Source organism: Burkholderia sp. FW306-1C-G01B (assembly GCF_058781685.1).
The window spans coordinates 1-25,661 of sequence record NZ_JBYSWZ010000011.1 but is presented as its reverse complement, the minus strand read 5'-3'; the positions used below and the strand labels follow the sequence as shown (position 1 = coordinate 25,661).

Sequence of the window (25,661 nt, the reverse complement as noted above, 5' to 3'; positions counted from 1 at the left end):
GCTTCTAGCGGCCGCGCGGCCGCCCCGCGTCACGCGCGATAGCCGGGATCGATGCGATCGACGATGCGCTGCAGCGCGTCGAACGCGTCCTGCCCCGCGCCATGCTTCGGGTCGAAATTCAGCGAATCGCGAACGCACGCTTCGAGCACCGGCGGCGCGATCGGCAGCGCGTCGCCGATCGCGTGCGTGGCAACCTGCACCTCGCAAGCGCGGTTGAGCAGCCACATCAGCGAGAACGTCTGCGCGAGCGTCGCGCCGATCGTCACCGGCCCGTGGTTGCGCAGCAGCAGCACGGGCCGCCCGCCGGCGCTCTCGACGATGCGCCGCCCCTCCTCCAGATGCACGGTGATGCCCTCGAAGTCGTGATATGCGATCTTCCCGTACAACTGCGCCGAATAGAAATTCGAGAACGACAGCCCGTCGCGCGAACAGCACACGGCCATCGTGGGCGTCGTGTGCACGTGCATCACGCAGTGCGCGTCGGGCAGCGCCGCATGGATCGCGCTGTGGAACGTGAAGCCGGCCGGATTGATCGGCCAGTCGGAATGGCCGATCACGTTGCCGTCGATGTCGATCTTCACCAGGTTCGACGCGCACACCTCGCGGTAATGGAGCCCGAACGGGTTGATCAGGAAATGCCCGTCCTCGCCCGGCACGCGCAGCGAGATATGGTTGTAGATCAGCTCGGTCCAGCCGAGATGATCGAAGATGCGGTAGGCCGCCGCGAGCTGCACGCGCGCCTGCCATTCGGCTTCGGAGAAGCGGGCGGGACGCGTAAACGGCTGGTTCGGTACACGTTGCATGGGGCACTCCGGTTGCGGGCGTGCGCGTCCGCGCGGGCGGCTGCGCGCATCGTCCATCGTCTCCTGGCGCCGCACGCGGCTCATGCGGCTCATGCGGCGCGTCGTTCGGTCACCGCCCCGGCCCCGCATTGCGAGAGCCGTCCGGCGACGTCTTCACGATACGCATATCGTTGCGTACACAACCATATCACCTTTCCCCGCGCACCGGTATCGCGGGTTTGGCCTGAGCCGTTCCGGCCCTTACAACTGGTCGTCGACCGGCAGCAGCATGAAGATGCCGGTCATCATGTTGCGCAGCAGCCCCGCGTGCGGATCGACGTGATAAGTGGTCGGCCGGCCGTCGTCCGTGCCCGTCCACTCGAGTTCGGGCGCGCCGCCGCCCGCCGGCGTCGCGAGGCTCACGCGATAGCTTTCGTCCGGCTGCGTCACGCGCGCGAAAATCGTCGCGACCTGCTGCGCGAGCGCCGGGCTATGGATCACGAGCGCCAGTTCGGTATTCAAGTGCGCGGAACGCGGATCGAGATTCATCGAGCCGATCACGAGGATCTTCCGGTCGATCACGTACGCCTTCGCGTGCAGGCTCGCGCGCGAGCGCGATCCGAACAGGCGCGGACGCTGCCGGCCGGGCTGCGCCTTGAACTCGTACAGCTCGACGCCGTGCCGCAGCAGCGGCACGCGGTACGGCCCGTAGCCGGCCTGCACCGCAACCGCGTCGGTCGCGGCGAGCGAATTCGTCAGGATCGCGACGCGCACGCCGCGCGCGGTCGTGTCGCCGAGAATCTTCACGCCCGCGTCGTGCGGCACGAAATATGGCGAGAACGCGAGGAATTCCTGCTGCGCGCCGCGCGTCAGCTCGACGAGGCGCCGCATCGGCGGGCTCACGTACGCGTCGGTCGGCTGCGCGACCTTGTCGGGCGCGTCGACCTTGAACTCGGCCGGCGCCCACACGAGCGCGAGCTCGTCGCGCGCGATCTGCTGCGCGAGCGGCGTCGCGTTCAGCGGCTTCGCGTTGTACGGATCGGCGTTCTGGCGCCAGTGGTTGCGCAGCTCGTCGCGCATCGCGTCGAGATCCTTCGGATCGAACGACTGGTGATTCAGCATGCGCAGCGGATAGCTGCTCGCGCTCGCCCAGTAGGTGTCGAAGCTCGCCGAGATGTCGTTCGTCACGGGGCCGACGGCGAGCACGTCGAGATCGCGGAACTGCAGCGTAGGGCTCGCACTGAAGTATTCGTCGCCGAGATTGCGGCCGCCGACGATCGCAATCCGGTTGTCCGCGATCATCGCCTTGTTGTGCATCCGGCGCGTGAAGCTGTCGATACTCGTGAAGAAATTGGTCGTGCGCTCGACCATGCCCTGCTGCGACGCGCCGAACGGGTTGAACACGCGGATCTCGATGTTCGGGTGCGTGTTCAGCGCGGCCATGATGCGGTCGATGTCGCGGAAGTTCAGGTCGTCGACCAGCATCCGCACACGCACGCCGCGATCGGCGGCGTACAGCGCCGCGGCGAGCAGCAGCTTGCCCGTCGTGTCCTCGGTTGCGATGTAGTACTGCATGTCGAGCGTCTTCGTCGCGGCGCGCGCGAGCGCGATGCGCATCTGCAACGCCTCGGCGCCGTCCGCCAGCAGCCGAAAACCCGACTGGCCCGGATGCGCGGCCTCGGGCGCGGCCAGCGCGTCGCGCAGCGGCGTCGCGGTATCGGACGGCAATGCATGGGAAACCGGGCGATCGAGCGTGGTGGCGGGCGGATGCGTCGCGCACGCGGCGACGAGCGACAGCAGCACACAGACGGCCAGCGCACGGGCCGGGCCGCATGCGGCGCGCCACGACAGCGCGGCCTGCGCGCGCCGGATGAAAGACGTGAGCACGGAAGCTTCCTCGACTGGCGGAACAAGGGTCCGCATTCGCCGCGGCGCGAGGCTGGCGGGCGGTTCCAGCCGATTTTAGTGGGCGCCCGATGAACCGGTCAATCTCGCGGGTGGCGCAAGCGGCGCCCCGCTGCGGCAGCGGGCGGCGTGGGCGACCGGCGATCGACCGCGGATCTGGTGTCGCGGTCCGACCGCCCCGGATCCGCCCGCCGGGCGGCCCGCGCACCGGAACGGTCCGACCAATCTCATGCCCCGTCGCCGCTGCGCTCGAAATGGCTGCGCACGTAGTCGATGTGCGTCTGCATCGCGGTGCGCGCCTCTTCGGGCCGATGCGCGCAAATCGCGTCGCACACGACACGGTGCTGCAGCAACAGCAGCTCGGACGCCTGCTCGTCGCCCGTCGTCATGCCTGCCACGTTGATCGAGATGTGCTCGCGCAGCATCCCGATCACGCTCGTATGCAGGTGCAGGAACATCGTGTTGTGCGACGCGAGCGCGATCGCCTCGTGCAGCTTCGCGTCGGTCGCGGCTTCGACGGCCGCGTCGTCGTTCGCATGCGCGGTTTCGAGTTCGCGCAGCAGCGTGCGGATCCGGCGCCGGTCGTTCGCGTCGGCCCGCAGCGCAGCGAAATATGCGGTCGCGCCTTCGAGCACGCGGCGGAATTCGAGGATGTCGTCGCGCAGCGCCGGATGATCGGCGACCAGCTGGCCCCACGGCGACGCGATGCCCGCGCGCAACTGGTCCGTCACGTAGACGCCCGCGCCGCGCCGGCTCTGCAGCAGCCCGCGCGCGACGAGCCGCTGGGTCGCCTCGCGCACCGTGTTGCGCGCGACGCCGTACTGCTGCGCGAGCACGCGCTCGGCCGGCAGGCGCGCGCCGGCCGGCCAGGTGCCGTCGAGCAGCGCCGTCTCGATCTTGCGCATCACCACTTCGGTCCGGCCCCGTGCCGTCATCGCTGCCATCGTCGCGTCTCCCCCCGGAATACCCGTCGCGCCGATTGGCCCAACCAATTTGAGCCGCGGCGCCGTCGCGGGAATTATGCAGCGAAATCGTCGTCCCGCATCCGCATGCCGGGCCGTCGCCACTGGAGCGAGACATGAACGAAAGGCCGTACCCCGCCGGCGCCCCCGCGCACGTCTATCTGTTCGCGACCTGCCTGGTCGACCTGTTCGTCCCCGAAGCGGGGCTCGACGCGGTCCGCCTGCTGGAGCGCGAAGGGCTGACCGTCCACTATCCGCGCGGCCAGAGCTGCTGCGGGCAGCCGGCCTACAGCAGCGGCAATCCCGACGAAGCGCGCCGCGTCGCGGCCGCGCAGCTCGACCTGTTCGCCGAATCGTGGCCCGTGATCGTGCCGTCCGGCTCGTGCGCGGGCATGATCCGTCACCATTGGCCGGCGCTGTTCGCCGACGATCCCGTCCATGGCCCGAAGGCGCGCGCGATCGCGGAGCGGACCTACGAACTCGCCGAATTCCTCGTCCATGTGCTCGACGTGCAACTCGACGCGGCCGCGGCAAGCGCCGGGCCCGACGAGTGCGTCGTGCTGCACACGTCGTGCGCGGCGCGCCGCGAAATGGGCACGCGCGGGCACGGCGTCGCGCTCGTCGACGCGTTGCCGGGCGTGACGCGGATCGAACACGAACGCGAATCCGAATGCTGCGGCTTCGGCGGCACGTTCTCGCTGAAGCATCCCGACATCTCCGGCGCGATGGTGCGCGACAAGGTCGCGTCGGCCTGCGCGACCGGCTGCGACCGGCTCGTGTCCGCGGACTGCGGCTGCCTGCTGAACATCGGCCACGCTGCGACCAAGGCCGGCGCGCGGCTGCCGGTCGAGCATCTCGCGAGCTTCCTGTGGCGGCGCACGGCCGGTGCCGCGCCGCTGCGCGGAGACAAGCAATGAGCGCGCGCGACGCGATTCTCGCGCGCCTGCGCAGCGCCGCTCCGAGCGTCGCCGCGACGGCCGCCGCCGCGCTCGATGCGCGCATCGACACGCATTACGACACGCGCCGCGCATCGGCCGCGCGCGATCCGCACGCGCTCGTACAGGCGATGCAGGCCGCGCTCGCCGCGTCGCACGCGGAGGTCTGGTGCGCGACCGACGACGAATGGCCTGCTCAGCTTGCCGCGCGCCTCGCGGACGCCGGCGTGCGCCGCCTGCTGCTCGACCCGGCCCGCGCCGAATCCGCGGCGCTCGCCCGCGCGCTGCCGGACGCGGTCACGCCCGTGCCGTTCGACCGGCCGATCGACGCGTGGAAGACCGAACTGTTCGACACGATCGACGCGGGCTTCACCGTCGCCCGCTCGGGCATCGCGGCCACCGGCACCGTCGTGCTCGCGCCCGATGCCGGCACGCCGCGCACGGTGTCGCTGGTGCCGCCGCTGCATGTCGCGCTCGTCCACTCGAACACGCTGCATGCGGACCTGCACGCAGCCGTGCACGCGGAGCGCTGGCACGCCGGCATGCCGACCAACCTCGTGCTGGTGTCGGGCCCGTCGAAGACGTCCGACATCCAGCAGACGCTCGCTTATGGCGCGCATGGCCCGCGCCGCCTGTGGGTCGTGATCGTCACCGATCCGGCTGCCGATGCCGCGGCCGCCCGGCCGGCCGCAACCGCTTGCGAGGACCAGCCGCGATGAGCGACCACACGCTGCAATTCGTCGCCCCCGGCGACTTCAAGGCCCGCGCGCGCGCCGCGCTCGACGATCCCGCGCTGCGCCGGAGTTTTCGCGGCGCGATGGATTTCCTGCAGGGCAAGCGCGCGACGCAATTCCCCGACGACACCGAGTTGCAGCAGTTGCGCGATCTCGGCGAAGCCGTGCGTCAGCACGCGCTCGCGCAGTTGCCCGCGCTGCTCGATCGGCTGGAGGCGAAGCTCGTCGAAGCCGGCGTGCACGTGCACTGGGCCGAGACGGCCGCCGACGCGAACGCGATCGTGCTCTGCATCGCGCAGGCGAAGAAGGCGCGCCGCGTGATCAAGGGCAAGTCGATGGCGAGCGAGGAAATCGAGCTGAACCATTACCTCGCGGATCACGGCGTCGACTGCATCGAGTCCGACATGGGCGAGTTCATCGTGCAGCTCGCGGGCGAGAAGCCGTCGCATATCGTGATGCCGGCGATCCACAAGACGCGCGGCGACATCGCCGAACTGTTCGAGAAACACATCCCCGGCACGCGCTACACGGAAGACGTCGACGAGCTGATCCAGACCGGCCGGCGCGCGCTGCGCCGCGCGTTCGCCGACGCGGACATCGGCCTGTCGGGGGTGAACTTCGCGGCAGCCGACACGGGCACGCTGTGGCTCGTCGAGAACGAGGGCAACGGCCGCCTGTCGACGACGGTGCCCGACACGCACATCGCGATCATGGGGATCGAGAAGGTCGTCGAAAAACTCGAGCACATCGTGCCGCTGTCGAGCCTGCTCACGCGCTCGGCCACCGGCCAGGCGATCACGACCTACTTCAACCTGATCTCGGGCCCGCGCCGCGACGGCGAACGCGACGGCCCGCGCGAACTGCATCTCGTGCTGCTCGACAACGGCCGCACGCAGGCCTACGCGGACGAACAACTGCGCGCGACGCTGCAGTGCATCCGCTGCGGCGCATGCATGAACCACTGCCCCGTCTATACGCGCATCGGCGGCCACGCGTACGGGACGACCTACCCGGGGCCGATCGGCAAGATCATCTCGCCGCACCTGCTCGGCCTCGACGCGACGGCCGACCTGCCGACCGCGTCGACGCTGTGCGGCGCATGCGGCGAGGTATGTCCGGTCCGGATCCCGATCCCGGAACTGCTCGTGCGGCTGCGCACCGAGGCGAACCGCAAGCCCGACGAACCCGTCGCGCATCCGCTGCGCGGCCAGGGCGCGAACTACAACCGCGCGGAAGACCTCGTGTGGCGCTTCTGGTCGGGCGCATTCGCGCATCCGCGCGCGTACCGCGCGTTCCGCTGGACGGCGACGCGCCTGCGCGCGCTGACACCCGCGAAACAGATGGGCTGGACGCAGCACCGCACGCCGCTCGAACCGGCGCCGCGCAGCCTGTCCGACCTGCTGCGCGCACGCGGCCAGCCCGAATAGACACCGCTTTCCCGACCGTACCCATAGAGATACAAACACAGATGGAGGAGACAACCATGCAGGTTTGGCATCAGATCTACACCCCGCTCGGCAGCCTCGGGCTGTCGGCGTTCGTCGCCGCGATCCCGATCATCTTCTTTTTCGTCGCGCTGGCCGCGCTGCGGATGAAGGGCCACGTCGCGGCCGCGATCACGCTGCTGCTGTCGCTCGGCGTCGCGATCGTCGCGTACGGGATGCCCGTGCCGCAGGCGCTCGCGGCGGCCGGCTTCGGCTTCGCGTACGGCCTGTGGCCGATCGCGTGGATCATCGTCGCGGCCGTGTTCCTGTACAAGATCGTCGTGAAGACCGGCCAGTTCGACGTCATCCGCGCATCCGTGCTGTCGATCACCGACGACCAGCGCCTGCAGATGCTGCTGATCGGCTTCTCGTTCGGCGCCTTCCTGGAAGGCGCGGCCGGCTTCGGCGCGCCCGTCGCGATCACCGCCGCGCTGCTCGTCGGCCTCGGCTTCAAGCCGCTGCACGCGGCCGGGCTGTGCCTGATCGCGAACACCGCGCCGGTCGCGTTCGGCGCGATGGGCATCCCGATCATCGTCGCCGGACAGGTGACGGGCATCGACCCGTTCCACATCGGCGCGATGGCCGGCCGCCAGTTGCCGCTGCTGTCGCTCGCGGTGCCGTTCTGGCTCGTGTTCATGATGGACGGGCTGCGCGGCGTGCGGCAAACCTGGCCGGCCGCGCTCGTCGCGGGCGGCAGCTTCGCCGTCACGCAGTACTTCACGTCGAACCACATCGGGCCCGAGCTGCCGGACATCACGTCGTCGCTCGTCAGCCTCGTCGCGCTCGCGGCGTTCCTGAAGGTATGGCAGCCGCGCACCGCGCAGCAGCCGGCCGGCGGCATCGTCGCGACCGGCGGCGGCGCTGCGCTGGCCGGTTTCGGCGCGGGCAAATTCGGCGCGGGCGGCACGGGCGCGAGCCGGCAGGCGTCGCCGTACACGCTCGCGCAGACGGTGCGCGCGTGGTCGCCGTTCCTGATCCTGACGGCCGTCGTCACCGTGTGGAGCATCGCGCCGTTCAAGGCGCTGTTCACCGCGCACGGCGCGCTCGCGTCGACCGTGCTGAAGTTCCATGTGGCGGAGCTCGACCAGCTCGTCGTGAAGACCGCACCGATCGCCGCGACGCCGAAGGCGCTCGAAGCCGTGCTGAAGATCGATCTGGTGTCCGCGGTGGGCAGCGCGATTCTCGTGACCGCGCTGATCTCGATGGCGCTGCTGCGGATGAAGCCGCGCGACGCGCTCGTCACGTTCGGCGAAACGCTGAAGGAGCTGACGCGCCCGATCCTGTCGATCGGCCTCGTACTCGCGTTCGCGTTCGTCGCGAACTATTCGGGGATGTCGTCGACGCTCGCGCTGATGCTGGCCGCAACCGGCGCCGCGTTCCCGTTCTTCTCGCCGTTCCTCGGCTGGCTCGGCGTGTTCCTGACCGGCTCGGACACGTCGTCGAACGCCCTGTTCTGCTCGCTGCAGCAGGCCACGGCCCATCAGCTCGGCGTGCCCGAGACGCTCGCGGTGGCCGCGAACACGACGGGCGGCGTGACCGCGAAGATGATCTCGCCGCAGTCGATCGCGGTCGCGTGCGCGGCGACGGGCCTCGTCGGCAACGAGTCGGCGCTGTTCCGCTTCACGGTGCGGCACAGCCTGCTGTTCGCGGTGATCGTCGGCTTGATCACTCTGGTGCAGGCGTACGTGCTGCCGGGGATGGTGCCGTAAGCGGCGCGCACACCCGCAAAAACAAAACCCCACGCCCGGAAGAGCGTGGGGTTTTTCTTTCTGCCTGTCGATCGTCGGCGTCGGCCGGCGAGCGGCTGCGCGATCAGCTGCCCTTCGCGATGCGATCCTCGATGTGCTGCGCACGGCTCGTCGAAGACGGGTGCGAGCTCATCATCGAGCTCTGGCCGCCATCGAGCTTCGCCAGCTTCTGGAATGCGGTGACGAGGCCCTTCTGGCTCATGCCCTTCTGCTTCATCAGGTCGAACGAGTAGTCGTCCGCCGCGCTTTCCTGCGTCTGCGAGAACTGCGCGTTGATGAACTTCTCGGTGATGTCGCCGAGCTGCGAGCTCGTCAGCGCCGCCACGCCCGGCGATGCCGCGCCGGCCGCGCTGCGCGCTGCGCTCACCGCGTACGCCGTCTGCATCGCCTTCTTCGAGTGACCCAGTGCGACGTGGCCCATTTCATGGCCGATCACGCCGCGCAGTTCGTCGTCGTTCATCATGTCCATCAGGCCGCTGTACACGCGCACGCAGCCGTTGCCCATCGCCCACGCGTTGACGTCCTTGGTCACGTAGACCTTGTAGTTGACCTTCTGGCCATTCAGCGTCATGTCGCCGAAGCCCTTCATCACCTTCGTCAGGCGCTTCGAATACGCGCTGTTCGCCGGCGCGATCTTCGATTCGGCGTCGCTGGACTTGCACGAGTCGTTCGACAGCGCGGCGATGTCCGAATCAGACAGCGTCGCTGCCTTGAACAGGTTCGTCCCCGCCGACGTCAGGCCGTTCGCGTCGAGACTCTGTACCCCGCCGCATGCGCTCAACAGGAACGCCACGCCACACGCTGCCACCGCTTTCTTGAGTTGCATCCCGGATCCCTCGATAGTTGTATTTGGGAGCGGCGATTTTGCATAATCCGGCAGAAAATTACCAGATGTTTACATCCGATGACACCTTAATTACTCATAGGATTGATACGAAGCGGCGATTTTCAGCGGAATTGAAGATCAAACCCGAAGCAATCGCCGCGAGCGAACGACGATCGGAAGGGAAAACGGGCGCGCCGCTCAGGCCGCCTGGTCGCGGCGTCGCGTCAGCCGCCGCGCGACCAGCATCGGCAGCCGCACCGCGAAGCCGGTGAAAAGCCGCAGGTGCATCCATGCAAGCAGCGCGTTGTCGCGACCGTAGTGGAAATGCGACACGCCGCCCTCGTGCCGGCCGAAGTAGCGCACCGGCGCGTCGATGCGGATCGGACGTACGCCGGCCCAGCACAGCCGCACGGCCGCTTCGGGATCGAAGTCGAAGCCGCGCATCCACGGCTGGCGCCGCATGATCGCGGCGAGCGGCGCGACCGGATACACGCGAAAGCCGTACAGCGAATCGCCGATCCCGGCCCACAGCGTCTCGAGGTCGGCCCAGGCGTTCGACAGCCGGCGCCCCTGCACGCGCAGCTGCGGCGCACTCGCGTCGAACTTCGGCACGCCGAGCACCATCGCATCGGGCGCGGCCTGCGACGCGGCCATGAAAGCGGGAATCAGGTCGGCCGGATGCTGGCCGTCGGAATCCATCGTCAGCACGTGCGTGAAGCCGCTCGCGGCAGCCGCGTCGAGCCCTGCGAGCACCGCGGCGCCCTTGCCGCGGTTCTCCGGCAGCACGATCACGCGCAACCCGGGATCGTGCTCGGCCATCGCCTGCAGCCGCTCGGCGCTGCCGTCGGTGCTGCCGTCGACGACGACCCACACCGGATTCCACTGCGCGCGGGCATTGCGCACGGTCGTGTCGACCTTGGCGCCAGGGTTGTAGCTCGGAATCAGGACGAGGTGGGTGGACGAGGCGTGCAGCTTGGACATGGGAACGGCCGATTGCGAAGACAGGGATCCTGACAAAAGTTTATGACTTGCCGGCGACTGGCGGCAGGCTTCGTCGACGCCGCCCGTATGCGGTGCCGGTGGCCGGATCGTGAAGTTCTCCCGCTTCATGACAGCCGCTCCATCGCGTGCCCCGCGCTCGCCTCGATCTCGACCAGCAGGTCGTCGCGGCATACGTCCGCATGGACGAAGAGCGGCCGCACGCCGGGGCCGGCCGCATCGCGCAGCACCCGATCGATCGCGGCAAGCGCCGCGGCATCGCCGGCGTCGCGCACGTAGACGCGATAGCTCAGGTCGGCAAGCGAGAACGGGCCATGCCCCTGCCGCGCGGCCTGCTCGAGCACGGCCGCGAGGTTCGCGACCGTCTCGCGCGTTTGCGCGACGACGTCGCCGCGATGCACGGTGCGGTGCCCGACGATGCTCGCGGTGCCCGATACGAACAGCACCGACGCGGCGCCGCCGTCCGCCCAGGCCGCTGCACGCGCGAACGTCGGCGCACGCGGGCCGTATTGCGCCGGATAGTGATACGCGCTGACCTGGCGCGGGTTCTCGACCGGATCTGCGGGCGTGCGGCTCGCGATGAAATGGATCGCGAGCGGCGCGGCCGGCAACGCGTCGCCCGCGACCGGCACGACCGAACCGAGCGCGCACGCGGCCGGCACGCCGCCCGTCAATGCGCGGCGGCACGCGTCGAAGGCGTGCTGACGGCCGATATTGAACTGACGATAGCGTTCGATCCCGAACTGCACGGCATTGATCGCCGGCACGGTATTCCAGATGCGCAGCGGATGCGGCATGCCGAGCGTATCGAGCACGTCGAACAGCGCGCGGTATGCATCGTATGTCGCGCGTTCGAGCGGCGTGCCGCCGTCGCGCTGCGTTTCGTTCGTTTCGTGCGTTTCGTTCGTTTCGTGCACGACGATGCTGCCGAACACGAGCCCCGCCGCTTCGCTGTAGCGATAGTGCAGCGCACCGCGCCGTTCGCTGCGCAGGTCGCGCGCATTGCATTGCCAGATTTCGCAGACGGCATCGCCCGGTGCGACGCCGGCGCCGAGCAGCGCCATCTGCACCGGTGCGACCGGCAGGTCGGGGGCTGCATCGGCCAGCATTCGTGCCGCCGCATCGGCGTGCGATTCTGCGTTCAATTCGTCCTGCAATCCGGCCGCGCCGATGCACACCGCGCCCAACGCACCCGGAAACGCGCGGTCGATTCCATCGCCACGCATGCGCGCATCGTGCAGCAACGCAGCGAGCCGCGCATGACTCATCCGGACGAGCTGCAGTGCGAGGTCGCCACCGTGTGCGAGCGGCGCGCCCGATCGCGATGCGTCCGGCCTGCCGGCCGCCTGCCCGCGCGCGAGCGGCGCGGTGGCTGACGACAGGGAACACGGGCGCCGTTCGGCGTCGACTGGATGCACGGACACTTCGATTTCCTCACTATGCGATGCAGGCCGCGCGACATCGCAGCCAGCATCGCGTTGCGCGACGTCAGGCCGACACCGCGCGTTTCGTCATGCGAGCCCGCCGTTGACGGACATCACCTGCCCCGTCACATAGGCCGCGGCGTCGGACACCAGATACGCGACCATCGCCGCGACTTCGTCGGGCCGGCCCGCGCGCTGCACGGGCACGAGCTGCTTGATCCGTTCGGCGGGAAACGCCTGTTCGGCCATCGGCGATTCGATGATGCCGGGCGCGACCGCGTTCACGGTGATGCCGCGCGACGCGAGCTCCAGCGACAGCGATTTCGTCGCGCCGATCAGCCCTGCCTTCGCGGCCGCGTAATTGACCTGCCCGCGATTGCCGGTCACGCCGGCCACCGATGCGATGTTGACGATCCGTCCGCGTCGCGTGCGAATCATCGGCAGCAGCAGCGGCTGCGTGACGTTGAAAAAGCCGTTGAGCGTCACGTCGATGACGTTGTGCCACTGCCGGCGCGACATGCCGGCCATCGGCGCGTCGTCGTGAATGCCGGCGTTGTTGACGAGGATCTGCACCGGCGCTTCGTCGGCGAGCGGCGCCAGCGCGGCGAGCGTCGCGTCGGCGTCGGTCACGTCGAACGCGATCGCGCGCGCGGTGCCGCCGGCCGCGACGATCTGCTGCGCGACCGCCTCCGCCTGCGCGAGATGGCGGTTCGCATGGACCCACACTTCATGGCCGGCCTGCGCGAGCGCCACGCAGATCGCCTGCCCGAGTGCGCCGCTGCCGCCCGTCACGAGCGAGCGCATCGCATTGCTCCGTTCATCGCGTTTCACCTCGATCGACGCGGCGGCGCATCGTCTGCCGATCGCCGCCGCATGCCGTCGTCACCTGCGCGCCGCGCCCGTGCGCGGCGCCGTCACTTCGTACGATGCGCGGCCACGTACGCGGCCAGCGCGCCGAGCGTCGCAAAGATCTTCTGGTTATCCGGATTGTCCGAGCGCAGTTCGAAGCCGTATTTCTTCGAGATCAGCAGCGCGATTTCCAGGATGTCGATGGAGTCGAGCCCGAAACCTTCGCCGTACAGCGGGGTCTCGGCCGTCACTGTTTCGAGCGGGACGTCTTCGAGATTCAGTTCGCCGATGATCAGCGTGGCGAGCTCTTGTTCCAGTGCGTTCATCATGCATGCGAGCAGGCGGCCAATGGCAGCGGGAGGCGCCCGGAAACGGCAACCGTCGTGCACGCCCGGCGCGTGCAAATCTCCGTCCCTCCGGCGTCTGCCGGCGTCCCCGCCTGCGTTATTTGGGGATCGTTTGTAAAAGTTACGCGGATTCTAGACGATGGGTATCGGCCCGTATACCGAGATTGGTTACAGACTGGCGGGCCGGCGCCGCGGCCCGTTTCGTGACACGAATGCACGAGACGCTTGAGCCGCTTTGGATGGAAATGGACCGACCCCGCGAAACCGTTCGTCCGGTGCCATACAATCGGTTACAAAACCCGCACACGCCCGCCCCGAACACGCCATGCCTCGGCCCTAAAATGGGCGCACTCGACTACCGGCCCCGACCCGCGTCCCGGCCGCCCATTCATATGATGTTTGACGGCCCGACCACCGCGTTCGGCCACGATCCGCCCGATGTTTCCAGTCATGCCGCGTCCGTCCTTCCGCTCCGTTCCGGTTCGCCCGTCCGTCTGCTGCCGCCTGGCGGCCGCCGGCGACGCGCGCCCGCGCCCGCACGGAGGCCGCCGATGAGCAGGCTGCTGTCCATCGCGCGCGGCGTCGCCGCGGTCGGCGCCGTCGCCGCCTACCAGGCCGGCGCGCACTACGCGGCCGCGACGCCCGGCGCACACGGCTTCGGCCTCGCGATGGCGCTCGTGCCGCCGCTGCTGCTCGCGCTCGGCGCGGCGCTGCGCTCGCCGCGACGTGCATGGTTCGTGCCGGCGTGGCTGCTGGCCGCCGCCGCACTGTGGGCCGCGCGCGCGCCGCTCGCGCAGCACTTCGAATGGGGCCTGTATCTGGAACACGCGAGCTTCAACGTCGCGATGGCGCTGCTGTTCGGCCGCACGCTCGCGGCAGGCGAGGTGCCGCTGTGCACGCGCTTCGCGACGATGATCCACGGCGCGGTCACGCCGACCGTCGCGCGCTATACGCGGCAGATCACGCTCGCGTGGACGCTGTTCTTCGTCGCGATCGCCGCCGTGTCGACGCTGCTGTTCGCGACCGCGCCGATCGTCACGTGGTCGACGTTCGCGAACTACCTGTCGCTGCCGCTCGTCGCCGTGATGTTCGCCGCCGAGCATGCCTGCCGGCGCTTCGCGCTGCCGCACGAGCCGCGGCCGCGAATGGTCGACGCGGTGCGCGCGTATCGCGCGACAACCCACGCGTCGCAGGCGTCACGATGAATTCACGGCCGGCGCGGCGCCGCAACGCGGCCGCGCCGGCCTTCGCTCCCGTTTTTACCGATTTATGCCGACTCACCCGCTGGTATTCCATTCGTCGCCGGACCAGACGATCGCCTGGCGCGACGGCGCGCCCGTCACCGTGCGCGCGTTCGTCGCCGATGTCGCGCGCGTGGCCGCCGCGCTGCCCGCCGGCGGCCACGTGTTCAACGTGTGCCGCGACCGCTACCGTTTCGCGGTCAGCCTGTGCGCGGCGCTCGTCTCCGGCAGGGTCAGCCTGCTGCCGTCGACGCACACGCCGGAAATGGTCCGCCAGCTCGCGTCGTTCGCGCCCGATGCGTTCTGCCTGCACGACGCGCCCGACTGCGCGATCGACCTGCCGCGCTTCGCGTATCCCGACGCCGCCCCCGGCGACCTCGCCGACGATGCGCCGTTCGCCGTGCCGCAGATCGATGCGGCGCGGATCATGGCGTACGTGTTCACGTCCGGCTCGACCGGCGCGCCGGTGCCGCACCGCAAGACCTGGGGCTTCCTGGTCGGCTGCGTGCGCGCGGCGGCCGACCGCCTCGGGCTGCTCGACGGCCGCGCGGCCACGCTGATCGGCACGGTGCCCGCGCAGCACATGTACGGCTTCGAATCGACGGTGCTGCTCGCGCTGATCGGCGGCCTCGCGTTCAGCAACCGCCAGCCGTTCTACCCGGTCGACATTCGCGACGAACTCGACGCGATCCCGCAGCCGCGCGTGCTCGTCACGTCGCCGATCCACCTGCGCGCGCTGCTGTCGGCCGGCCATGCGCTGCCGCGCGCGGCACTCGTGCTGTCGGCCACCGCGCCGCTGTCGGAGAAGCTCGCGTGCGAAGCCGAGGCCGCGCTCGACGCACCGCTCGTCGAGATCTACGGCAGCACCGAGACCGGCCAGATCGCGACCCGCCGCACGTCGCAGGGCGCAGCGTGGCAGCTGTTCCCCGGCATCCAGCTCGACGCGCGCGACGAGCCCGCAAGCGACGGCGCCGGCGACGACGGCGGGCCGACCGTCTGGGTGTCGGGCGGACACGTCGAGGCACCCGTGCCGATGGGCGACGCGCTCGAACTGCTCGGCGACGGCCGCTTCCTGCTGCACGGCCGCAAGGCCGATCTCGTCAACATCGCCGGCAAGCGCACGTCGCTCGCGTACCTGAACCATCAGCTCAACGCGATTCCGGAGGTGGTCGACGGCGTGTTCTTCATGCCCGACGAAACCGCGGCCGCGCACGATGATACGAGCCTCGAACCGGTCACGCGCCTCGTCGCGCTCGTCGTCGCGCCGACGCTCGCGGCCACCGATCTGCAGCGCGCGCTGCGCGAGCGGATCGATCCCGCGTTCATGCCGCGCCCGCTCGTGTTCGTCGACGCGCTGCCGCGCAACGAAACGGGCAAACTGCCGCGCGACGTACTGGCCGCGCTCGTCGCACGACACGCACGCGCCGCGGCCGCACCGCTTCCCTCGCGCGACGCGGCCGGCACGCCCGCGCTCGCGTTCACGATTCCCGCCGACCATCCGGCGCTGCCCGGCCACTTCCCCGGTCATCCGGTCGTGCCGGGCGTCGTGCTGCTCGATCACGCGATCCACGCGATCGGCGCGGCGCTGAACCGTCCGCTGCACGCGTGGCGGCTCGGTTCCGCGAAATTCCTCAGCCCGGTCGCGCCCGACGAACCGCTCGATCTCGCGTTCGACGCCTCGGCCAGCGGCGCGATCCGCTTCACGCTGCGCGCCGGGTCGCGTGATGTCGCGACCGGCGTGCTGTCCGCGCCGCCGGCCGTGCAGGACGGTGCCCAGCCATGAAGCGCACCGCGTGGGCCGAGCGCCAGGAGCGCAGCAACGCGGGATTGCTGCGCGCGATGACGTGGATCTCGCTGCGCTTCGGACGGCAGCGTGCGCGCATCGTGCTGCATCTGATCGCGACGTATTTCGTGCTGTTCTCGCCGGTCGCGTGCGCCGCGTCGCGCGACTACCTGCGTCGCGTGCTCGGCCGCCCCGCACGCTGGCGCGACGTGTACCGGCACGTGTTCACGTTCGCGGCGACGATCCACGACCGCATCTATCTGATGAACGGGCGCTTCGACCTGTTCGACATCCGGCTGCACGGCGAAACGCTCGTCGACGATGCGCTCGCGGGCGGACGCGGCGCGTTCCTGATGGGTGCGCACCTCGGCAGCTTCGAGGTCGTGCGCGCGATCGGGCGCACGCACCCGGACCTGCGCGTCGTCGTCACGATGTACGAGAACAATGCGCGCAAGATCAACGCGACGCTCGCCGCGGTGAATCCGGCCGCGACGCCGGAAGTGATTCCGCTCGGGCAGGTCGACTCGATGCTGAAAGTACGCGAGCGCCTCGACGCGAACTGCATGATCGGCATGCTCGCCGACCGCACGCTGCGCGACGACGCGGCCGCGTCGCTGCGGCGGCTGCCGCTGCTCGGCACGCCGGCCGCATTCCCGCTCGGCCCGCTCTACATGGCCGCGATGCTGCGGCGTCCGGTGATCTTCATGACGGGCCTCTATCGCGACGGCAATCGCTACGACGTGCACTTCGAAACACTCGCCGATTTCTCCGACGTGCGGCGCGACGCGCGCGCGGCGGCCGTCGACGCGGCACTCGCGCGCTACGTCGCGCTGCTCGACAAGTACTGCCGAGCAGCGCCGTACAACTGGTTCAACTATTTCGATTTCTGGCAAGTCGGCGACGCTGCGTGCGCCGCTGCCGACCTGCCCGCCACGAGGGATTCCGACGCATGACCGCCGTTCGCCGCTTCCTGCTCCCGTTCCCGCTCGCGCTGCAACGCGGCGCCCGCTTGCTCGCCGCAACCGCCGCAGCGATCGCGCTGGCCGTGCCCGCGCACGCGGCCGACACGGGTTCGGCCTGGAACCTCGACCGGCTGATGTCGACGCTCGCGCAGCACAAGTCGGGGCGTGCGACGTTCATCGAAACGAAGTACCTGTCGATCGCCACGCAGCCGGTCGAATCGTCCGGCGAACTCGTGTTCGTCGCGCCCGATCATCTGGAAAAGCACACGCTGAGCCCGAAGCCCGAACACCTCGTCGTCGACGGCGACATGCTCACCGTCGAGCGCAACAACCGCAAGTACACGCTCGCGCTCGCGCGCTATCCGGAACTCGGCGCGTTCATCGACAGCATCCGTGCGACGCTCGCCGGCAACCGCTTCGCGCTCGAACAGGTGTACAAGGTCGCGCTCGCCGGGCGCGGCGACGACTGGACGCTGACGCTCACGCCGCTCGACTCGCGGATGCTGAAGGTGGTCAGCACGATCACGCTCGACGGCACGCGCGATGTGTTGCGCGGCGTCGCGATCCGGCAGGCCGACGGCGATCATTCCGTGATGCGCCTGCAACCCGTTCCGGCGAATCCGAACTGATGGACGAGCAGCGCATCCGTCCGTCGCCCGTCATGCGCCGCCTGCACGCGTTGCGGCAGCGCGCGGTGCTCGTGTGGCTGCTCGCGCTCGTCGCGTGCGGCGTCGCGATCGGCCGCGCGCACTTCACGGCCGATCTGTCAGCGTTCCTGCCAAACTCGCCGAGCGCCGGGCAGCGCGTGCTCGTCGACCAGTTGCGCGACGGCATCGTGTCGCGGCTGATCCTCGTCGCGATCGACGGCGGCGATGCAAATACGCGCGCCTCGCTGTCGCGGCGCATCGCCGGCACGCTGCGCACCGATCCGCAGTTCGCGGCGGTGAACAACGGCGAAGCCGCGAACGACGCGCGCGACCGGCAGTTCATCTTCGATCACCGCTACCTGCTGAGCCCGGCGGTCACGCCGCAGCGCTTCAGCGCCGACGGCCTGCATCAGGCGCTCGGCGACAGCCTCGACCTGCTGAGCTCGTCGGCCGGCCTCGTCGCCAAGGCGATGCTGCCGCGCGACCCGACCGGCGAAGTCGCCACGCTCGTCGACCAGCTCGACAGCGCGGCGCAGCCGGCGAACCGCGACGGCGTGTGGGCGTCGCACGACGGTACGCGCGCGGTGCTCCTCGTGCGGACCGCCGCAGCCGGCTCCGATACCGACGCGCAGGCGCGCGCGATCGACACGGTGCGCCGCGCATTCGCCGCCGCGACGCAGGCCGTGCCGAACGCGGCCGCGACCACGCTCGCGATGACGGGCCCCGGCGTGTTCTCGGTCGACATGCGCGATACGATCCGGCACGACGTCGAGCGGTTGTCGATGGCGAGCGTCGTGTTGATCGTCGCGCTGCTGCTGACGCTGTACCGCTCGCCGCGCACGCTCGCGCTCGGGTTGCTGCCGGTGCTGACGGGCGTCGCGGCCGGGATCGCGGCGGTCGGCGTCGCGTTCGGCACGGTCCACGGGCTGACGCTCGGCTTCGGCACGACGCTGATCGGCGAAGCCGTCGACTATTCGATCTACCTGTTCGTGCAATCGGCGCAGGCCGGCACGCGCAGCGGCGCGCGCCCGGCCGATGCGACGCGCGCATGGCTCGCCGCGTACTGGCCGACGATCCGGCTCGGCGTGCTGACGTCCGTGTGCGGTTTCGCGTCGATGCTGTTCTCCGGATTCCCGGGCCTCGTGCAGCTCGGGCTGTATTCGATCGCCGGGCTCACGGCCGCCGCGCTCGTCACGCGCTTCGTGCTGCCGCACCTGCACGGCGGGCATGTCGCGATCCGCGACGTGTCGCGCGTCGGCGCCGTGCTCGCGCGCGCGGCCGACGCCGCGCCGCGGCTGCGCTGGCCGCTCGCCGCACTGGTGGTCGCCGCGTGCGCGACGCTCGTGCTGCATCGCGACGGTCTGTGGAGCCGCGAGCTCGCCTCGCTCAGCCCCGTGCCGGCGCGCGCGCAGGCGCTCGACGCGCGGCTGCGCGCCGATGTCGGCGCGCCCGACGTGCGCTACCTCGTCGTGATTTCCGCGCCGACCGAGCAGGCCGCGCTCGAAGGCGCCGAAAAGGTCGCCGCGCAACTGCAGCCGCTCGTCGACCAGCGCGCGCTCGCGGGTTTCGAAAGCCCCGCGCGCTACCTGCCGAGCGACGCCGCGCAGCGCGCGCGCCAGGCGAGCCTGCCCGATGCGGACGTGCTCGCCGCGCGGATGCGCGACGCCGTCGCAAACCAGCCGATCGCGGTGAAGCCCGACCTGTTCGCGCCGTTCATCGCCGATGTCGAAGCCGCGCGCCACGCGCCGCTGCTGACGCGCACTGACTTGCGCGGCACGTCGATGGCGCTCGCGGTCGATGCGCTGCTGACCGAACGCGACGGCCGCTGGAGCGCGATGCTGCCGCTGCGCGCGCCGGACGCCGCACGCGCGGCGCAAGGGTTCGACGCAACGCCGATACGCACGGCCGTCGCGCAAGCAGGCGTGCCCGATGCACTGTTCGTCGACATGAAAGCCGAAGCCGATCGCCTGTACGTGAGCTACGTGCACGAGGACATCCGGCTGTCGCTCGCGGGTTTCGCGGCGATCGCCGTGCTGCTGCTGATCGCGCTGCGCTCGCCGCGCCGTGCCGTGCGCGCGCTCGCGCCGCTCGTCGCGGCCGTGCTGGTCGTGACGGCCGGCTTCGCGCTCGCCGGCGTGCAACTGACGATCCTGCACCTCGTCGGCATGCTGCTGATCGTCGCGGTCGGCTCGAACTATGCGCTGTTCTTCTGCAAGCGCGACGACGCGCAGCCCGTCACGCCGTACACGCTCGTGTCGCTGCTGGTCGCGAACCTCGCGACGGTCGCCGGCTTCGGGCTGCTGGCGCTGTCGCGCGTACCGCTGCTCGAAACCTTCGGGCTGACCGTCGGCCCCGGCGCGATGCTCGCGCTCGCGTTCGCGGCGATACTCGCGCCACGCGCCGCGGCGGACGGCGATCGTCGTCAACGGAGCCAGGCATGAACGCACCGTCGTCCGTTCCGCCTCGACAGCCCGGCCAATCCGGCGCGCGCCGCTGGAAGCCGACGCCGCTGATCACGGGCACGGCCGCGCTGCACGCGGGCGCGGCCGCCGCTGTCGCCGTGCAGCCGGCCGCGTGGCCGTGGGCCGTCGGCGGCGTGGTCGCGTCGCATCTCGCGCTGACGGCAGCCGGCCTGTGGCCGCGCAGCACGCTGCTCGGCCCGAACTGGACGCGCCTGCCGGCCGGCGTCGGCCGCCGGATCGCGCTGACGATCGACGACGGCCCGGACCCGGACGTCACGCCGCGCGTGCTCGACCTGCTCGACCGTTACGACGCGCGCGCAACGTTCTTCTGCATCGGCGATCTGGCGCGCCGTCATCCGCAGTGGATCGAAGCGATCGTCGCGCGCGGTCACGCGGTCGAGAACCACAGCCAGCGGCACCGGCACACGTTCTCGCTGTCGGGGCCCGCCGCGCTGCGGCGCGAGATCGCGGCCGCGCAGCAGACACTGACCGAGATCGCCGGCACGCGCCCGCTGTTCTTCCGCGCGCCGGCCGGCCTGCGCAATCCGTTTCTCGAACCGGTGCTGTGCGAACTCGGCCTGCAGCTTGCGAGCTGGACGCGGCGCGGCTTCGACACGCGCGCGCACGACGCCGCGACCGTCACGCGCCGCCTGCTGAACGGCCTCGCACCGCGCGACATCCTGCTCGTGCACGACGGTCACGCGGCACGCGACGCGCGCGGCGCACCGGTCGTGCTCGACGTACTGCAAGCGGTGCTGCGCGCAGCCGCCGATGCGCAACTGCACTGGACCACGCTGCGCGCGGCGCTCGCGCCCGAACCGCCCGGCCAGCCGGGCGTTCCGGCACCCCCGTTTGATAAAATCTGAACTCGAACGCGCGCCTGCCAGCCTTGCTGCGGCGCCCGTTCCGGCCACCGGATGCGACCCTCGTGAAACCTCTCCTGCTCTCGCACTTCACCGCCACCAGCTGCATCGGCCGCGGCCTCGATGCGACCCTCGACGCACTGCGCGACGCCCGCGGCGGGCTCGCACCATGCGATTTCGAGCGTGCGGATCTCGACACGTGGATCGGCGCGGTGGACGGCGTCGACGAGCAACCCGTGCGCGCGGACCTCGCCGACTTCGAGTGCCGCAACAACCGCCTCGCGCAACTCGCCCTCACGCAGGACGGCTTCGACGCACGCGTCGCGGCGGCCGTCGCTCGCCACGGCGCGGCGCGCGTCGGCGTGTTCATCGGCACGAGCACGGCCGGCATCCTCGAGACCGAACGCGCGTACCGGCATCGAGATCCGGCGAGCGGCGCGCTGCCTGCCGATTTTCGTTATGCGCACACGCACAACCCGTATTCGCCGGCCGCGTTCGTGCGAGCGTATTTCGCGCTGCGCGGGCCGGCAATGGCGATCTCGTCCGCGTGCTCGTCCGGCGCGAAGGTGTTCGGCTCCGCGCGCCGCATGATCGAGGCCGGGTTGATCGACGCGGCCGTCGTCGGCGGTGTCGATTCGCTGTGCCTGACGACGCTGTACGGCTTCAACTCGCTCGAACTGCTGTCGCGCCTACCGTGCCGGCCGTTCGACGTTGCGCGCGACGGCATCTCGATCGGCGAGGCCGCGGCATTCGCGCTCGTCGAACGCGTGCCCGAACCGCCCGCCGCGCTCGACGGCCACGCGATCCTGCTGCTCGGCATCGGCGAATCGAGCGATGCGCACCACATGTCGTCGCCGCATCCGGACGGGCTCGGCGCGCGCGTCGCGATAAAGCAGGCACTCGCGTCCGCCGGCCTCGACGCGAACGACATCGATTACGTGAACCTGCACGGCACCGCGACGCCGAGCAACGATGCGGCCGAAAGCCGCGCGGTCGGCGCGCTGCTCGCGCGCACGCCGTGCAGCTCGACGAAAGGCGCGACCGGCCACACGCTCGGCGCGGCCGGCGCGCTCGAAGCGGTCGTCGCCGCGCTCGCGCTGCGCGAGCAGTTCGTGCCGGCCGGCGTCAACACGACGCAACCCGACCCGGCGCTCGCCGCCGACTACGTGCTCGCGAGCCGCGAGATGCGCGTGCGCACCGTGCTCTCCAATTCGTTCGGCTTCGGCGGCACGAATTGCAGCCTGATCCTCGGCCGCGCCGGCCACGTACGCCGTTGAGGCCCGACATGACGCTCACCGCCTTCATCGAAAGCATCGGCCTCGTCGGGCCGGGCTTGAACGACTGGCCGCACGCGGCCGACGTGCTCGCGGGCCGCGCGGCCTATGCGGGCGCGCGCACCGTGCTGCCGCCGCCGGCCGGCCTGCCGTCGGCCGAGCGGCGCCGCACGGGCCCCGTCGTGCGCGTCGCGCTCGCAGCCGGCAACGAAGCGGTCGCCGCGAGCGGACGCGATGCGGCCACGCTCGCTACCGTGTTCAGCGCGTCCGGCGGCGACGGCCAGAACTGCCATGCGATCTGCGAAACCCTCGCCGGCGACGATCGCCAGCTGTCACCGACGCGTTTCCACAACTCCGTGCACAACGCGCCGGCCGGCTACTGGAGCATCGCGACCCGCGCGATGGCGACGTCGAACGTGCTATGCGCGCACGACGGCAGCTTTGCCGCGGGCCTGCTCGAGAGCCTGTGCCAGGTCGCGGTCGATCGCTTGCCGACCCTGCTGATCGCGTACGACACCGACTATCCGGAACCGCTGCGCACGGTGCGGCCGATCGACGACGCATTCGGCGTCGCGCTCGTGTTCGCGCCGGAAGCGAGCGAGCGCACGCTCGCCCGCATCGACGTGCAGTTCACCGACGCGCCTGCCACGACGCTCGCGAATGCCGAGCTCGACGCACTGCGCACCGGCAATCCGGCCGCGCGCGTGCTGCCGCTGCTCGATGCGCTGGCTGCACGGCGTTCGACACGCGTCGTGCTCGACTACCTTGCCGATACGCGCGTGCAGGTCGACGTCACGATGCCGGCTGCCTTCGCGGAGCGCGCGTGATGGCCGCGACGATCGCGTTGACGCCGCCGCTCGACCACGCGTGGATCGCCGCGCATATTCCGCACGGCGGCACGATGTGCGTGCTCGATACGGTCGATGCGTGGGACGCCGAACGCATCCGCTGCACGGCGACGAGCCACCGCGATCCGCACAACCCGCTGCGCTCGCACGGCCGGCTCGCGTCGGTCTGCGGCATCGAATACGCGGCGCAGGCGATGGCCGTGCACGGCGCGCTGCTCGGTATGCAAGAAGAACGTCCGCGCGCCGGCTATCTGGCGAGCGTGCGCAATGTCGACGCGTTCGTCGACCGGCTCGACATGTTCGACCTGCCGCTCACCGTCGACGCGGAACGCATGAGCGGCGACGGCCGCTCGGTGCTGTATGGCTTCGCGCTGCGCTGCGGCGATCGCGTGCTGCTGACCGGCCGCGCCGCGGTGATGCTCGACGCATCGGCGGCCGGCACGTTTGCCCCGCCGCCCGCCGGCAATTCGAATCCTCGATGAAGAGACTTATACAAGGAAACCAGGTCGTGAAAGTTCGTCAGTTCATTGGCACCGCACTCGTTCTGGCGCTGATCAGCCCGATCGCGCATGCGGACATGTCGGAAGTGAAGCAGGACATCAAGCGCGATTCGAAGGAAGCCGCGCACAAGACGGGCGAAGCTGCGCGCAGCTTCGGCCACGCAACCGCCAGCGCCGCGAAGGCGGTCGGGCACGGGGTCGCACACGCGTCGCGCGAAGGCTGGGATGCCACCAAGCGCACGACGAAGCGGATCTTCCACAAGAACGACTCGGGCGCGTCGGGAGGAAAGAGCGATTGAGCACGCGCATCGCGCGCATCCCCGACTGCATGCGCGCGATGCGTGACCGTCCGTCGGTCGCGACGCCGCGTTACCACGGCGTCGCGGCCGTCATCGCGCGCCGCGCATGCGGCGTGCCGGCCTCGCGGGCCGACGCGCGAAGCACTTGCCGTACGCGACGAACCAGCAATCGCGATGATCGAAGTTCCGCAGCAGCCGCGCGCGGCGCCGCTCGAGCCAGTAGAGCAAGACCGCCATCGTCAGCGCGACGGCCAGTGCCGAGCCGCCGATCGCGAGTCCCATCCAGGTTTCACCCATGCCTTCTCCGGAATGCGAGGCCGAAGCGGCGCGCCTGCCGCCGCTCCGGCACTGGATATAGCGGAACGCGGCCTGAAACGCGCGCGAACGCGGTCCGGGCCGCCGCGCGTCAGTGCATGTGCTGGCCGCCGTTGATCGCGATGTTGGAGCCCGTCACGAAACCGGCCTCCTCCGAGCACAGGTAAGCGACCAGCGCCGCGACTTCCTCGGGCTTGCCGAGCCGGCCCGCCGGAATCTGCGGGAGGATCTTCGTGTCGAGAATGTCCTGCGGGATCGCCGTGACCATCTTCGTCGCGAGGTAGCCCGGCGACACCGTGTTCACCGTCACGCCCTTGCGCGCGACCTCGAGCGCCAGCGATTTGGTGAACCCGTGCATGCCGGCCTTCGCGGCCGCATAGTTGGTCTGGCCGACCGAACCCTTCGAGCCGTTCACCGACGAGATGTTGACGATGCGACCCCAGCCGCGCTCGACCATGCCTTCACAGACGGGCTTCGTCATGTTGAACACGGAATCGAGGTTCGTGCGGATCACGGCATCCCAGTTCACCTTGTCGAGCTTGCGCAGCGTCATGTCGCGCGTGATGCCCGCATTGTTCACGAGAATGTCGACCGGGCCGACGTCCCGCACGATCGCCTCGATGCATTGCTGGCACGAATCGTAATCGGCCACGTCCACCGGGTATGCATGGAACTCGCGGCCGGCCGCGTGCATCTCGGTCAGCCAGCGGTCGGCGCCGGTGTTGTTCGGCGAATACGTGACGACTACCCGGTGGCCCGCGTCGTTCAACCTGATGCTGACCGCTTCGCCGAGACCGCCCATCCCACCTGTCACAACTGCAATTCGCTTAGTCATCCTATAAATTACCGACAAAAAAGTAATCGATGAATGCGGGGCGACGGCATCGCACATGCTGCCGCCCCACCGCTTCGATGCGCAGCCGCCCGCGTCGCGGGCACGGCACGCACCGGAACATCGCGCTTGTTGTTGGCTGCTTGTCGTGCGCGACAACCGCTTCGCCCGCACGCGGCGCCGGCCGGCGCCGCCAGCGGGTCGTGTCTTCAGACCCGGCTCAGACGCGCTCGACCGCGAGCGCGACGCCCATCCCGCCGCCGATGCACAGCGACGCCAGCCCGCGCTTCGCATCGCGCTTGGCCATCTCGTGCAGCAGCGTCACCAGGATCCGGCAGCCCGACGCGCCGATCGGGTGGCCGATCGCGATCGCCCCGCCGTTCACGTTCACCTTCGACGTGTCCCAGCCCATCTGCTTGTGCACCGCCAGCGCCTGCGCCGCGAACGCCTCGTTGATCTCCATCAGGTCCAGGTCGCCCGGCGTCCAGCCCGCGCGCTCCAGGCACCGGCGCGACGCCGGCACCGGGCCCATCCCCATCACGCTCGGATCCACGCCCGCGTTTGCATACGCCTTGATCCGCGCCAGCGGCGTCAGGCCCAGCGCCGCCGCCTTCTGCGCCGACATCACCAGCACCGCCGC

Annotated in this window: 25 protein-coding genes; 14 read left to right on the top strand and 11 right to left on the bottom strand. The window is 70.1% G+C overall.

What is annotated here, in order from left to right; genetic code table 11:
• Positions 1-29: 29 nt before the first annotated feature.
• From AC3WLY_RS21870 to AC3WLY_RS21860, 3 genes are all read right to left on the bottom strand, one after another.
• Positions 30-803, bottom strand: a complete 774-nt coding sequence (locus AC3WLY_RS21870) for a class II aldolase/adducin family protein (RefSeq protein ID WP_048242764.1) — start codon at positions 801-803, stop codon at positions 30-32.
• Between the two features lie 240 nt (positions 804-1,043).
• The gene (locus tag AC3WLY_RS21865; protein ID WP_492309934.1) at positions 1,044-2,669 is read right to left on the bottom strand and encodes a phospholipase D family protein; all 1,626 of its coding nucleotides are present in this window, start codon (positions 2,667-2,669) and stop codon (positions 1,044-1,046) included.
• A 245-nt stretch (positions 2,670-2,914) separates the two neighbouring features.
• Positions 2,915-3,631, bottom strand: a complete 717-nt coding sequence (locus AC3WLY_RS21860; protein WP_175962053.1) for a FadR/GntR family transcriptional regulator — start codon at positions 3,629-3,631, stop codon at positions 2,915-2,917.
• 134 nt (positions 3,632-3,765) lie between these two features.
• On the opposite strand from AC3WLY_RS21860, the gene AC3WLY_RS21855 reads away from it, so the two are divergent.
• Genes AC3WLY_RS21855 through AC3WLY_RS21840 form a run of 4 tightly spaced genes read left to right on the top strand, consistent with a single transcriptional unit; the run spans position 3,766 to position 8,511 of the window.
• A complete protein-coding gene (locus AC3WLY_RS21855; RefSeq protein ID WP_492309935.1) occupies positions 3,766-4,566 on the top strand; it encodes a (Fe-S)-binding protein in 801 nt (266 codons plus the stop codon).
• The gene (locus AC3WLY_RS21850) at positions 4,563-5,303 is read left to right on the top strand and encodes a LutC/YkgG family protein (protein ID WP_492309936.1); all 741 of its coding nucleotides are present in this window, start codon (positions 4,563-4,565) and stop codon (positions 5,301-5,303) included. The genes AC3WLY_RS21855 and AC3WLY_RS21850 overlap by 4 nt, the downstream gene beginning before the upstream one ends.
• A complete protein-coding gene (locus AC3WLY_RS21845; protein ID WP_492309937.1) occupies positions 5,300-6,745 on the top strand; it encodes a LutB/LldF family L-lactate oxidation iron-sulfur protein in 1,446 nt (481 codons plus the stop codon). The genes AC3WLY_RS21850 and AC3WLY_RS21845 overlap by 4 nt, the downstream gene beginning before the upstream one ends.
• Before the next feature lie 56 nt (positions 6,746-6,801).
• The gene (locus tag AC3WLY_RS21840; protein WP_492309938.1) at positions 6,802-8,511 is read left to right on the top strand and encodes a lactate permease LctP family transporter; all 1,710 of its coding nucleotides are present in this window, start codon (positions 6,802-6,804) and stop codon (positions 8,509-8,511) included.
• 103 nt (positions 8,512-8,614) lie between these two features.
• Here AC3WLY_RS21840 and loiP read toward each other — a convergent pair whose 3' ends face one another.
• The 5 genes from loiP to AC3WLY_RS21815 all read right to left on the bottom strand — a co-directional run bounded on the left by loiP (position 8,615) and on the right by AC3WLY_RS21815 (position 12,998).
• On the bottom strand, positions 8,615-9,376 hold the full coding sequence (gene loiP / locus AC3WLY_RS21835) for a metalloprotease LoiP (protein ID WP_175962058.1): 762 nt from the start codon (positions 9,374-9,376) through the stop codon (positions 8,615-8,617).
• A gap of 198 nt (positions 9,377-9,574) precedes the next feature.
• Positions 9,575-10,357: a glycosyltransferase family 2 protein gene (locus tag AC3WLY_RS21830; protein WP_111016112.1), complete on the bottom strand. Its 783-nt coding sequence runs from the start codon at positions 10,355-10,357 to the stop codon at positions 9,575-9,577.
• 125 nt (positions 10,358-10,482) lie between these two features.
• Complete coding sequence (locus tag AC3WLY_RS21825) at positions 10,483-11,799, bottom strand: chorismate transformation FkbO/Hyg5 family protein (protein ID WP_492309939.1); 1,317 nt, start codon at positions 11,797-11,799, stop codon at positions 10,483-10,485.
• Between the two features lie 87 nt (positions 11,800-11,886).
• Positions 11,887-12,603, bottom strand: a complete 717-nt coding sequence (fabG, locus tag AC3WLY_RS21820) for a 3-oxoacyl-ACP reductase FabG (RefSeq protein ID WP_492309940.1) — start codon at positions 12,601-12,603, stop codon at positions 11,887-11,889.
• A gap of 110 nt (positions 12,604-12,713) precedes the next feature.
• Positions 12,714-12,998 carry a phosphopantetheine-binding protein gene (locus tag AC3WLY_RS21815; protein ID WP_175962078.1) on the bottom strand — a complete coding sequence of 95 codons (285 nt, stop codon included), beginning with the start codon at positions 12,996-12,998 and terminating at the stop codon, positions 12,714-12,716.
• Between the two features lie 548 nt (positions 12,999-13,546).
• Between AC3WLY_RS21815 and AC3WLY_RS21810 the strand changes: the two genes are divergently transcribed.
• From AC3WLY_RS21810 to AC3WLY_RS21765, 10 genes are all read left to right on the top strand, one after another.
• A complete protein-coding gene (locus AC3WLY_RS21810) occupies positions 13,547-14,200 on the top strand; it encodes a COG4648 family protein (protein WP_492309941.1) in 654 nt (217 codons plus the stop codon).
• Positions 14,201-14,264: 64 nt separating this feature from the next.
• On the top strand, positions 14,265-16,019 hold the full coding sequence (locus tag AC3WLY_RS21805; RefSeq protein ID WP_492309942.1) for an AMP-binding protein: 1,755 nt from the start codon (positions 14,265-14,267) through the stop codon (positions 16,017-16,019).
• Positions 16,016-16,972, top strand: coding sequence for a lysophospholipid acyltransferase family protein (locus tag AC3WLY_RS21800; protein WP_492309943.1), 957 nt, complete (start codon positions 16,016-16,018; stop codon positions 16,970-16,972). The genes AC3WLY_RS21805 and AC3WLY_RS21800 overlap by 4 nt, the downstream gene beginning before the upstream one ends.
• Positions 16,969-17,610 carry an outer membrane lipoprotein carrier protein LolA gene (locus AC3WLY_RS21795; protein ID WP_492309944.1) on the top strand — a complete coding sequence of 214 codons (642 nt, stop codon included), beginning with the start codon at positions 16,969-16,971 and terminating at the stop codon, positions 17,608-17,610. The genes AC3WLY_RS21800 and AC3WLY_RS21795 overlap by 4 nt, the downstream gene beginning before the upstream one ends.
• Entirely contained in the window at positions 17,610-20,069 is a 2,460-nt protein-coding gene (locus AC3WLY_RS21790) for an MMPL family transporter (protein ID WP_492309945.1), read from the top strand. The genes AC3WLY_RS21795 and AC3WLY_RS21790 overlap by 1 nt, the downstream gene beginning before the upstream one ends.
• On the top strand, positions 20,066-20,956 hold the full coding sequence (locus AC3WLY_RS21785) for a polysaccharide deacetylase family protein (RefSeq protein ID WP_492309946.1): 891 nt from the start codon (positions 20,066-20,068) through the stop codon (positions 20,954-20,956). The genes AC3WLY_RS21790 and AC3WLY_RS21785 overlap by 4 nt, the downstream gene beginning before the upstream one ends.
• Positions 20,957-21,018: 62 nt before the next feature.
• A complete protein-coding gene (locus tag AC3WLY_RS21780) occupies positions 21,019-22,230 on the top strand; it encodes a beta-ketoacyl-[acyl-carrier-protein] synthase family protein (RefSeq protein ID WP_425133429.1) in 1,212 nt (403 codons plus the stop codon).
• 8 nt (positions 22,231-22,238) lie between these two features.
• Complete coding sequence (locus AC3WLY_RS21775) at positions 22,239-23,054, top strand: beta-ketoacyl synthase chain length factor (RefSeq protein WP_492309947.1); 816 nt, start codon at positions 22,239-22,241, stop codon at positions 23,052-23,054.
• Positions 23,054-23,557, top strand: a complete 504-nt coding sequence (locus AC3WLY_RS21770) for a hotdog family protein (RefSeq protein ID WP_175962070.1) — start codon at positions 23,054-23,056, stop codon at positions 23,555-23,557. Before AC3WLY_RS21775 ends, AC3WLY_RS21770 begins: the two co-directional genes overlap by 1 nt.
• A complete protein-coding gene (locus tag AC3WLY_RS21765; protein ID WP_492309948.1) occupies positions 23,554-23,874 on the top strand; it encodes a hypothetical protein in 321 nt (106 codons plus the stop codon). The genes AC3WLY_RS21770 and AC3WLY_RS21765 overlap by 4 nt, the downstream gene beginning before the upstream one ends.
• Before the next feature lie 90 nt (positions 23,875-23,964).
• Here the strand turns inward: AC3WLY_RS21765 and AC3WLY_RS21760 are convergent, their stop codons facing one another.
• The 3 genes from AC3WLY_RS21760 to AC3WLY_RS21750 form a co-directional block, all read right to left on the bottom strand.
• A complete protein-coding gene (locus AC3WLY_RS21760) occupies positions 23,965-24,171 on the bottom strand; it encodes a hypothetical protein (RefSeq protein ID WP_175962072.1) in 207 nt (68 codons plus the stop codon).
• A 109-nt stretch (positions 24,172-24,280) separates the two neighbouring features.
• Positions 24,281-25,024, bottom strand: coding sequence for an acetoacetyl-CoA reductase (gene phbB / locus AC3WLY_RS21755; protein ID WP_072445159.1), 744 nt, complete (start codon positions 25,022-25,024; stop codon positions 24,281-24,283).
• Between the two features lie 217 nt (positions 25,025-25,241).
• Positions 25,242-25,661, bottom strand: a 420-nt coding sequence (locus tag AC3WLY_RS21750; RefSeq protein ID WP_492309949.1) for an acetyl-CoA C-acetyltransferase, incomplete at its 5' end; no start/stop codon positions are given.

Excerpts from the sequence above, each read along its gene's own strand:
- AC3WLY_RS21870 (WP_048242764.1), bottom strand. The coding sequence starts at position 803 with ATGCAACGTGTACCGAACCAGCCGTTTACGCGTCCCGCCCGCTTCTCC.
- AC3WLY_RS21860 (WP_175962053.1), bottom strand. The coding sequence starts at position 3,631 with ATGGCAGCGATGACGGCACGGGGCCGGACCGAAGTGGTGATGCGCAAG.
- AC3WLY_RS21855 (WP_492309935.1), top strand. The coding sequence starts at position 3,766 with ATGAACGAAAGGCCGTACCCCGCCGGCGCCCCCGCGCACGTCTATCTG.
- AC3WLY_RS21850 (WP_492309936.1), top strand. The coding sequence starts at position 4,563 with ATGAGCGCGCGCGACGCGATTCTCGCGCGCCTGCGCAGCGCCGCTCCG.
- AC3WLY_RS21845 (WP_492309937.1), top strand. The coding sequence starts at position 5,300 with ATGAGCGACCACACGCTGCAATTCGTCGCCCCCGGCGACTTCAAGGCC.
- AC3WLY_RS21840 (WP_492309938.1), top strand. The coding sequence starts at position 6,802 with ATGCAGGTTTGGCATCAGATCTACACCCCGCTCGGCAGCCTCGGGCTG.
- loiP (WP_175962058.1), bottom strand. The coding sequence starts at position 9,376 with ATGCAACTCAAGAAAGCGGTGGCAGCGTGTGGCGTGGCGTTCCTGTTG.
- AC3WLY_RS21830 (WP_111016112.1), bottom strand. The coding sequence starts at position 10,357 with ATGTCCAAGCTGCACGCCTCGTCCACCCACCTCGTCCTGATTCCGAGC.
- fabG (WP_492309940.1), bottom strand. The coding sequence starts at position 12,603 with ATGCGCTCGCTCGTGACGGGCGGCAGCGGCGCACTCGGGCAGGCGATC.
- AC3WLY_RS21810 (WP_492309941.1), top strand. The coding sequence starts at position 13,547 with ATGAGCAGGCTGCTGTCCATCGCGCGCGGCGTCGCCGCGGTCGGCGCC.
- AC3WLY_RS21805 (WP_492309942.1), top strand. The coding sequence starts at position 14,265 with ATGCCGACTCACCCGCTGGTATTCCATTCGTCGCCGGACCAGACGATC.
- AC3WLY_RS21800 (WP_492309943.1), top strand. The coding sequence starts at position 16,016 with ATGAAGCGCACCGCGTGGGCCGAGCGCCAGGAGCGCAGCAACGCGGGA.
- AC3WLY_RS21795 (WP_492309944.1), top strand. The coding sequence starts at position 16,969 with ATGACCGCCGTTCGCCGCTTCCTGCTCCCGTTCCCGCTCGCGCTGCAA.
- AC3WLY_RS21790 (WP_492309945.1), top strand. The coding sequence starts at position 17,610 with ATGGACGAGCAGCGCATCCGTCCGTCGCCCGTCATGCGCCGCCTGCAC.
- AC3WLY_RS21785 (WP_492309946.1), top strand. The coding sequence starts at position 20,066 with ATGAACGCACCGTCGTCCGTTCCGCCTCGACAGCCCGGCCAATCCGGC.
- AC3WLY_RS21775 (WP_492309947.1), top strand. The coding sequence starts at position 22,239 with ATGACGCTCACCGCCTTCATCGAAAGCATCGGCCTCGTCGGGCCGGGC.
- AC3WLY_RS21770 (WP_175962070.1), top strand. The coding sequence starts at position 23,054 with ATGGCCGCGACGATCGCGTTGACGCCGCCGCTCGACCACGCGTGGATC.
- AC3WLY_RS21765 (WP_492309948.1), top strand. The coding sequence starts at position 23,554 with ATGAAGAGACTTATACAAGGAAACCAGGTCGTGAAAGTTCGTCAGTTC.
- AC3WLY_RS21760 (WP_175962072.1), bottom strand. The coding sequence starts at position 24,171 with ATGGGTGAAACCTGGATGGGACTCGCGATCGGCGGCTCGGCACTGGCC.
- phbB (WP_072445159.1), bottom strand. The coding sequence starts at position 25,024 with ATGACTAAGCGAATTGCAGTTGTGACAGGTGGGATGGGCGGTCTCGGC.